At 43.1% G+C, this 7,597-nt stretch carries 9 protein-coding genes; 4 read left to right on the forward strand and 5 right to left on the reverse strand.

Going from position 1 to position 7,597, the window contains the following annotated elements; translation table 11 throughout:
- Positions 1-598: 598 nt before the first annotated feature.
- Both IID12_08950 and IID12_08955 read left to right on the forward strand, forming a co-directional pair.
- Positions 599-769: a hypothetical protein gene (locus tag IID12_08950; protein ID MCH8289216.1), complete on the forward strand. Its 171-nt coding sequence runs from the start codon at positions 599-601 to the stop codon at positions 767-769.
- Between the two features lie 15 nt (positions 770-784).
- Positions 785-2,104, forward strand: a complete 1,320-nt coding sequence (locus tag IID12_08955) for a type II secretion system F family protein (protein MCH8289217.1) — start codon at positions 785-787, stop codon at positions 2,102-2,104.
- Between the two features lie 7 nt (positions 2,105-2,111).
- On the opposite strand, the gene IID12_08960 is transcribed toward IID12_08955, so the two are convergent.
- From IID12_08960 to IID12_08980, 5 genes are all read right to left on the reverse strand, one after another.
- The gene (locus tag IID12_08960; GenBank protein MCH8289218.1) at positions 2,112-2,657 is read right to left on the reverse strand and encodes a cyclic nucleotide-binding domain-containing protein; all 546 of its coding nucleotides are present in this window, start codon (positions 2,655-2,657) and stop codon (positions 2,112-2,114) included.
- A 1-nt stretch (position 2,658) separates the two neighbouring features.
- On the reverse strand, positions 2,659-3,213 hold the full coding sequence (locus IID12_08965) for a hypothetical protein (protein ID MCH8289219.1): 555 nt from the start codon (positions 3,211-3,213) through the stop codon (positions 2,659-2,661).
- Between the two features lie 3 nt (positions 3,214-3,216).
- Positions 3,217-3,711 (reverse strand): hypothetical protein, encoded by a 495-nt coding sequence (locus IID12_08970; GenBank protein ID MCH8289220.1) that lies wholly within the window; start codon positions 3,709-3,711, stop codon positions 3,217-3,219.
- A gap of 9 nt (positions 3,712-3,720) precedes the next feature.
- Entirely contained in the window at positions 3,721-5,490 is a 1,770-nt protein-coding gene (locus tag IID12_08975; GenBank protein MCH8289221.1) for a type II/IV secretion system protein, read from the reverse strand.
- Positions 5,491-5,726: 236 nt separating this feature from the next.
- Positions 5,727-6,116 carry a hypothetical protein gene (locus IID12_08980; GenBank protein ID MCH8289222.1) on the reverse strand — a complete coding sequence of 130 codons (390 nt, stop codon included), beginning with the start codon at positions 6,114-6,116 and terminating at the stop codon, positions 5,727-5,729.
- A 539-nt stretch (positions 6,117-6,655) separates the two neighbouring features.
- On the opposite strand from IID12_08980, the gene IID12_08985 reads away from it, so the two are divergent.
- Positions 6,656-7,183, forward strand: a complete 528-nt coding sequence (locus tag IID12_08985; protein ID MCH8289223.1) for a hypothetical protein — start codon at positions 6,656-6,658, stop codon at positions 7,181-7,183.
- Positions 7,184-7,212: 29 nt separating this feature from the next.
- Positions 7,213-7,597: hypothetical protein (locus IID12_08990; protein MCH8289224.1), on the forward strand; the 385-nt coding region annotated here is incomplete at its 3' end.

The raw sequence follows: 7,597 nt of genomic DNA on the forward strand, positions 1-7,597 counted from the left end.
TCATCCAGATCATTTACGACTCCACCTATATATATCTGCATCTCAAGCCCATAAAGAGTACCGGGCATCTGCTCGATTAGAGGTTTTAAGATCGCTTTTGCATTTTCAATTTGAGCTGTATCCATACTCCTCTCCTCTACTCACATCCCGAAAATGTTTAGAATTATTCTCATTCTACTTAAGCTTTATTAAATTAAGGTAACGCCGTTAAAAACCCACCTAAATATAATATATATTAATATCGGTTAATTACAAATGGTATATTGATGTAAATCGCATGCTTTTAACGACTTACACTACCTGCTGATCACTTAGATATATCTTATTTCACAAACTCCAAACATGTTGACCATTAGATGCAATTATTATCGCCGAATCTTTTACCCTGATACTGAATAAACAACACCGCCGCTTACATTAAATCTTGACATAAAAGGGATTTAGCCATATAATAACCGCAACAGTCGCAAAAGATTAATTAAGGTAATTATACGGATTCTCACCTTAAACATTGTTCAAAACATCCGGACAGCATGTTAACAGCGTATAGCACGGATTTTTCACTCATATCGTACGGAACCAACCCGGAGGTATTTGCTTGGGACAGCAACAGCTTTTCTTATTAGTATCGGTCGGCAGCTACGTCATGTCCTCGGTAACAGGATCGCAATTCACTCTTACCGGAACCGGCGGCACTGCTGGAGTGACCGTCGTTGCAACAATTACCGGCAATGGAATTTCGGGTACGCCGGTCATAGCCCTGCCCTGATACTTAAGATAATCTATGGAACAATTTAAATATACGGCTAAAGATATCCGGGGTAGGATTGTTCAGGGTATAATTGAAGCCGAAAATAAAAAAGAGGCGAAAAAACAATCCGAATCGATCGCCGTGAAACGGCGTCTGAAAATTCAATCCTTGCGCCAGAAAGTAAACTTTATATACCGGGTGAGGCGCGGCACTCAGGAGATTCAAAACGGTGAACAGAAAGCCTACAGCAAAGAAGAGCTTCAGGCTGCGCTCGAAAAACTCGGATTCAAAGTACTCAAAGTACAAAAGAAATTTTTTGATTTTAAAGGAGGAGTTCCCTCCTCTGAAATAACATCCTGGATACGATTGTGCGCTGATCTGCTTCATGAGAATTTGGCTTACAATGAAATATTAGACCTCTTGGGAGAAGATACGACCAATAAAAGAATGCGAGAAGTAATTAAAGAGATAAGCAAAGACCTTAAGGAAGGTAAGGAGGGAACGGAAGTCTTTGGAAAACACGAATCTGTATTTGGAAAATTCCCTGCATTTATGTTAGCGGTTGCTTCGACAAGCGGTAATATGGCAGAGATTTACGAAAGTACGGCTAAATTTATGCAAAGAGACGAAGATTTCAAAAAATCTATGAAGAAAGCCCTGGTAACTCCTTTCATTACTCTTTTTGTTATAGGACTGGTTGTAGCATACTACGTGATGGTAATCTTTCCCAAAACAGCCGGTATCTTTCTTAAAATGGGAAAAACACTTCCTCCCATGACGGCAACCACAATGGATTTCAGCAATTTTCTCCAGGCGTATTGGATGATTATTCTTGCAATTATAATCATTCCGGCTGTCTCCATGGTGATGTGGATTCGAACTCCCAAGGGACTATTATTTAAAGATAAGTACATAATAAGAATACCGGTGATTGGCGACCTTCTCCATAAAATGAGCATTGAAATATTTGCAAGGGTCTTTTATTCATTGTACAGCGGTTCCGGTGAAAATATTGAGGTCATTAGAATTGCGTCTGAAGCATGCAGAAACAGTTATATTGAAAAACAAATGAGAGAAGTCGGTATTCCGCTTATGCTCGGTGAAGGTAAGGGCATAGTTGAGGCGATGGAAGAGACCGGCGTATTTACAAAAACCGCTTTATCACGATTTCGTTCAGGAGCAGAATCAGGAGCCTTGAGATCCAATGCACTTCAGCTGGCTAACTATTATGAAGCTGAAACCAGTTATAGAATGGAAAAGGTTGTAACTCTTATTGATTTAATGGTGACCATGATTATTATGGTAGTTATGGTAGGACTTACAATCGTCTCTTCCGAAACGTCCGTAATGTAGCGGGAGTCTATTTATTAAGTAATTGACGTTCCAGATCGACCACTTTTTTGTTAGTGGCTATCAGCTTTCTTCTCAATATCTCCATCAGATTCATCATGTAAATATCAAAAAGCTTTTGTCCGTTTCTGCCGAAAAAGTCCTTAAGTATCTCGCGGGTATATCTTAACAAACGGGTCGGTTTCTCTACTTTTACGGACGCAATCCTGTAATGATCCCTGAAAAGTATCAGTTCACCGAAGACCTCTCCCTTTTCGAGCGTAGCCATCTTAATTCCCTGACTGTATATCGCTACCTCTCCTTCGCAGATCAGGAACATCTCCTTTCCCGTCTGCCCCTCTTTCATAATATCATCATAAACGTTATAATGCTCATCGAAGCCCATGGAGAGGAACTTTTCGGCGATATCGGTTGGAAAATGTGCCAACAAAAGTGGCGGCTTCTGGAAATAGATTAAAGAGCCTGTGTGTTGAGACCAGACGCTGATCGAACCCTTTTTCTTCGACTCAACTTCCGCATTTGCCTTGCCGTTGTCCGAGTTCATTTTATTCGCCATATTAACTCCGCATGTTCTTAGGTGAAAATCTTCCTTCCCATCGCGCAGACCCGTACGTCTCGTCAAAGGAAATTACCGTTTCAACGGTAAAGCTGATCCTGATAGTCCGGACGTCAGCAGGTGTTATAGTCGTAGCCCCGTTAGAATCAAAATACGTTAAGTTCCAGGAGATCAAACCGAGGGCAATGTCCAGAGCCGCACCGTCAACGCTCCTGTAAAGGTATCGGTCATTGGGGTTGTCGGTATCGGAGGGTTCAGATTTCGGACCTAAAAAATAACCGATTTCCTCTACGATGCCATCATCATCGACGTCGGCTAAAAATTTAATTGTTGTGTCCGAGAGATCGGTTATCACCACCGTACCGGTTGGTACGTTATAACCCATTTTGCGTATGTCGTACTCGAGTATGCTGACGATGACTGTGGCATTTTTCTGGGCTATAGTTCCCAGAGAGTTTATAGTTGCGGTCTCCATTATATCTGCGTTCAGGCTCAATATCGAAAGTAGTAACATGCCACCGATCATGAACGAACCTGCTAATTCGATATCCGGCATCTTCTACTCCCTTATAAACGAATAAACGTAGCTCAAATTGATGTCATTCCTCAAATAAACGCTTGATAATGTAAGGTTCATGCGCTTCATGGTTGTCCGTGTAGAGGAAAAAGTCACGAGATCATCTGCAGTCACGTAGCCGACCTCGGTTGCAATTGTGTAATCCATTCCTGCTATTGTAGTACCCGTTATAGAGATACCGTTATAGTCGTCGACGTCGTTAAAATCCGGATACGTTTCGCCTGTTTCACTCCCGAGGACGCCTGCCGCGGTAAAATCCGCCGGAACCGATCCCGGAATTGTGCTTACCGACGCTTCATCGAATGCCTGCAAACCCGCTTCGTATATTATCTCCTGAAGCAGTGAAACAGCTGTAATCTCAAACTCGCTTTCAAGAACGCGGGTACTGCTCTCTAACAATGCATTATTTACTATCAGTGAGAACCTGCCGAATATCACAAGCGCACCAAGAACAAGTAATAGCTCTGCTCGACCCATAAGTCTCTATCAATCCTCAACCGTTATTGCTGCTATCTCTTCCACAGAGGTAAGACCCTCTTCTATACGCGCTCTACCGGATGCGCGAAGAGTCAACATGCCATTCTTTACCGCTTCTTCACTAATCGCTTTTTCGTTTATTTCCGTCCCGGATTCTATTATTATCTCTCGAATCCTCGGCGTAAAATAAAGAGCTTCCATTATTGCCGCTCGTCCTTTATATCCGTTCCTGCACTGGTTGCATCCTACCGGTTTGTAAATGGTTATTTTTTCGAGTTCTTCCTTCGTAAATCCTATACTTAGCGCAAAATCGGCGTCTTCTTGCTCCGTCGGCACCCTGCATTCCTTACATAATCTTCTCACAAGCCGTTGAGCCATTATTATATTTACCGAATAAGCGATCAGGAAAGGCTCTACTCCCATTTTATAAAGTCTTGAAACTGCGCTCGGCGCGTCGTTTGTATGAAGAGTCGAGAAAGTCAAATGCCCCGTATTCGCTAATTTAATTGCTATCTCGGCAGTTTTTATATCTCTTATCTCACCGACAAGTACAATATCCGGATCATGTCTCAGTATCGCCCGCATAGCAAGATCGAAGTCCATTTTATCGCTGATCTTCAACTGCCTCGCGCCCTTAATGAGATATTCAACGGGGTCTTCCACGGTCAGCACACAGACTTCTGGGGTTATTACCGCGTAAAGCGCTGCTATCAGCGTTGTACTCTTTCCGCTGCCGGTCGGTCCTGTTACGATGATAATACCGGAAGGTTTAGCAATAGATTTTTCAAAATCTTCCATTGCTTTTGGCTGCAGACCGAGCAGCTTGAGATCGGAGATTACCTTTCTGTCATCGAGGATCCTGATTACAACGCTTTCAAATTTTCTGTCAAATTCCTTTCCGACAATCGGGATGATGGAAACACGATACCTTATTAAGTAATCGTCTACTTTCCTTTGAATAAAACCGTCTTGGGCTATATCTCTTTCAAACCGATCGACATTCCTTGTTTTATCTTTAAATACGGCTGTAATCGCTTCAGGTTTGACGCCTTTCTGAGTGTGCCATATGCCGAGCTTTCCATCTTGTCTGAAAACAAAATCAGTCGTTGTTGTTGAAGAAGGTATGATATGGATATCACTTACATCTTGTCTTACAGCCTCGACAAGGACTCCCTCAACCAGCGCGGTTAGCGCACTCTGATTTATTTCGGCATCGAGCGCCGCTTCATCAACATCTTCTTCTTTAACTTCACTATCATCGTCATAATCAATCTCATCAAGTATTTCGAGAAAATCGTTGAGCCCGGAGAGGATTTTATTTATTATTTCATCTACGGACTCTTTTTTTGTATAGGCAATTTCATAATTTCTGTAATTTAACTGCTCAACGATAGACTGAAGTATCGGATCCGTCGGGTCCGCAGCGATAAGCGTAAGAACCCCCTCACCGTTTCTGCGGTCGAATTTTAAAGGCAGCATTTTCGCGCGGATCATGGATGCTCTTGTATCATCGGGAAGGTCGCTGAGGAATTTCTGGATAAATTCAAGCTGTTCTTCCGAAATTGTATCCACAGATACTTCGATTTCTTTTATTGCATAAAGAGAGGTGAGGGCTGCTAAGACCTTATGCCTGTCCACGTCAAGGTCCTCATACAGAACCTCGCCGATCCTTCTTCGATTATCCGGCGGTTCCTTACTCTGAATCTCTAACGCTTGTTCAAGCAGTTCGGGGGTTATTATCTCCTTTTGTACAAGAACGTCCCCTATACGTAAAGCCAATGCCTTTTATCTCCTGATTCCGCTGCTAAATACTTTTCCCGATCGCGATGTATTAATCGCTAATGACATATACGAATTTTGTCTGTTGTAGACCGTCAGGAAACAATGCCCATTATGCATCGTAACCTCTCTGATTTACTTCATTTGTGATTCACAACGGGCGGCAGCGACCAAGTCCCGCCGCCCGTGAATCGCATTTAGTGCTTGACGTAAAACTCTAAATAACTTATCAAATTTTACGGCAGTGTAATGGTCGGAGTACCGCTGACACCCTGCTGAGTTATAGTCGCAACTATAACCACGCCTTCGTTCGCGCCTGTAGCAGTGAGTACGAACTGGGTTGCTGTAGCAGAACCAGTTATTGCAAAGCTTCCGTTTGCGTTTGATGAATCAGCGCCAAAAGTGACTACGCTGGTTACGCCCGTGAAATCTCTCGCACCACCGCCAAGCGCCGCCGGCTTACGCCAGTATGACGCGGCGGATGACGCAATGTTATTGACATCCTGCAACAAAGCGTCGCGCTCTGCATTTACAGCACCCGTCGTGAACATATTTATCCCCACGACGACGGCAACTCCAACAATGATCGTACCGAGTACGATAAGTAGCAATTGTTGTTGTCCCATTTTTTAACCTCCTATCAACTGTTCGAGACTTTTATCGTCATCTGTGAAATTGTTGGACGTTCTGTCGTTACTGATAATAAATCGCGGGCAACAGCGCCCTGTATCAGTGCCGTTTTACCCTAAAGTTCACAAAAGACATTAACTTCCGAGTCTCCTGATTATAAGGACGTTTGAGCTTTAAGTCAAGGAAAAATAACTCCTTTGCACTTCTTCTCTAACTCACGTCCTTGGTTAATGTAACCCGTAGAACCAATCTACGGACACAAATATACACCCTATTCTTTCCGGTATTGTATCCTGTGTCACAAACTTAAGCGGATTGTATCGTAAATCACACTTGACTCTCCGCCCATAAATTATATTTGCATTTGAATAGCCGGATACCTATTATATTTATAGCAAAAAGGTCTCCAGGCGGAATTATTCAATGTATAAGTGGATTGGGAAAACAAGGGTTCCTATTCAACGGGGTTGCTACCCCATTGATGCGGCGTCGCCAAGTGAACCGATGTATAAATTAAGCAACAGGAGAATGTGCCATGAAAGTGAAATCGATAATTCGAAATACATCTATATCGGTCGTTAGTCTGTTTCTAATCGCCGGAATCGGCATCGCTCAGGACTATGGTGCTGAATATTCACCAATATTTTCAAGTACAGACATTAATCAGTGGGAAACGCAAGGAAACGTTCTGCCTGAACTTTCAGACGGTTCATTATCGTTTGTGTTTCCATACGACGAAGATCTCGCAACGGCTTCAGGGCAGGACACAATAGTGCTGCAAATAAAGAATCCCATTAATTTGAATAAATGCAGCACAGTCTTCGTTCGATATAGAAAGGAAAATATCCTTCCCAACGACGATTCCTGGGTATTGACCAATATCCGGGTAGAAGCCAGACACGAGCACAATGCGAGCTGGTTCAGAGTTTATGAGAACATATCCGAACTCGCCGGCTGGGTGAATGAACTGCGACTCAGATTCAAGGTCGTCGTCAAGACCGACCGGGTCTATCCTGGTACTTTCATGCTCCACGACATACGTGTTGAAGGTACGTGCGAGTAATAACTTATTAAGATAATGCGAATAGGATAATGGGTAGAGCATCGCTTATAGTCGTATTGGGATTTATAGTAATCTTCGGTTTTGTCCGCGGGAACATAAATAAGACGTCGGAGAGATCTCAAACCAATCTGTTTGAATACACAGAGACCATCCTCGCCCAAAACGTTGCTAACAGTGCGCTTGAGTATGGTATCTCCGTTTATTCCCAAACAGGGAATGATACCTCATATTCGAGCTCTGACTTCATGGGCGGCTCTTACGTTGCCACATTTACGACTCTCGGCGACACAGTGAGATTAAGCGTTATAGCGACTTTTGAGGGCGAGAGCTTTACGAGTCGAGTGGATATTCTGAGCCAGAGTTCTGTTATGCCCTCAACTACCTCATCCGGCTCGTTTAAATCTCCTAACGTTA

This window comes from Candidatus Neomarinimicrobiota bacterium (assembly GCA_022567655.1).
In the GTDB taxonomy this organism is placed as follows: Bacteria; Fidelibacterota; SORT01; order SORT01; family SORT01; genus JADFGO01.

Coding starts and splice junctions, on each gene's coding strand:
- IID12_08955 (MCH8289217.1), top strand. CDS start 785: ATGGAACAATTTAAATATACGGCTAAAGATATCCGGGGTAGGATTGTT.
- IID12_08960 (MCH8289218.1), bottom strand. CDS start 2,657: ATGGCGAATAAAATGAACTCGGACAACGGCAAGGCAAATGCGGAAGTT.
- IID12_08965 (MCH8289219.1), bottom strand. CDS start 3,213: ATGCCGGATATCGAATTAGCAGGTTCGTTCATGATCGGTGGCATGTTA.
- IID12_08970 (MCH8289220.1), bottom strand. CDS start 3,711: ATGGGTCGAGCAGAGCTATTACTTGTTCTTGGTGCGCTTGTGATATTC.
- IID12_08980 (MCH8289222.1), bottom strand. CDS start 6,116: ATGGGACAACAACAATTGCTACTTATCGTACTCGGTACGATCATTGTT.
- IID12_08985 (MCH8289223.1), top strand. CDS start 6,656: ATGAAAGTGAAATCGATAATTCGAAATACATCTATATCGGTCGTTAGT.